We start from the raw sequence: 970 nt of genomic DNA, 5'->3' as shown, positions 1-970 counted from the left end.
AGCCGTGGCCGAAAGTGCCGATGCGGTCGCTCTCGTCGGCGATCGGCTCGAACACCTTGTCGTTGATGATGAGCGCCGAGATCGGCAGGTAGGAGGACGAGATCTGCTTGGACAGCACCATGATGTCGGGCTTGATGCCAAAGGTCTGCGAGCCGAACATCTCGCCGGTCCTGCCGAAGCCGCAAATCACTTCGTCGGCCACCAGCAGGATGCCGTATTTCGACAGCACCGCCTGGATCTTTTCCCAATAGCCGGCGGGCGGAACGACGACGCCGCCGGCGCCCATGATCGGCTCGCCGATGAAGGCGGCGATCGTTTCAGGCCCCTCGGCAAGGATGAGCTTTTCCAGCTCGTCGGCAAGCCGTGCGGAGAACTGTTCCTCGCTCTCGCCGGGCTGGGCGTCGCGCCAGTGATGCGGCGTCGACGTATGCAGGATATTGGCGATCGGCAGGTCGAAGGAGAGATGGTTGTTGGGCAGGCCGGTCAGGCTCGCCGAGGCGATGGTGACGCCGTGATAGCCGCGCTTGCGGCTGATGATCTTCTTGCGCGCCGGCTGGCCGAGCGCGTTCGAGCGATACCAGATCATCTTGATCGCCGTATCGTTGGCCTCGGAACCGGAATTGGTGAAATAGGCCTTGCTCATCGGCACCGGCGCCATCTGCACCAGCTTCTCGGCAAGGTCGATCAGCGGTGAATGCGCCTTGGAGCCGAAGTCGTGATAGAAGGGCAGCTTCGACATCTGCCGCGTCGCGGCGTCCACCAGCCGCTTTTCCGAGAAGCCGACGGCGACGCTCCACAAGCCCGCCATCGCCTCGATGTAGCGGTTGCCGGCGATGTCCTCGACATAGACGCCATCGCCCTTTTCGATCACCAGCGGCCCCGTCTCCTGATGCTTGCGGGCGTTGGTGTAGCCATGCAGGTGGTAGCGAATGTCGCGGGCTTCGGGGGAATTCGGTCTGGCGTCCATGAC

General features: G+C 63.2%; 1 protein-coding gene. It reads right to left on the bottom strand.

Features of this window, described 5'->3' with window-relative positions; translation table 11 throughout:
* The coding region (locus tag EOD07_RS35775; protein ID WP_127238467.1) for an aminotransferase at positions 1-967 on the bottom strand (967 nt) is incomplete at its 3' end.
* Positions 968-970: the final 3 nt, after the last annotated feature.

The organism is Mesorhizobium sp. M2C.T.Ca.TU.002.02.1.1, assembly GCF_003997225.1.
Note: the sequence above shows the minus strand (reverse complement) of the source record. Positions and strands in the feature narration are given on the sequence as shown.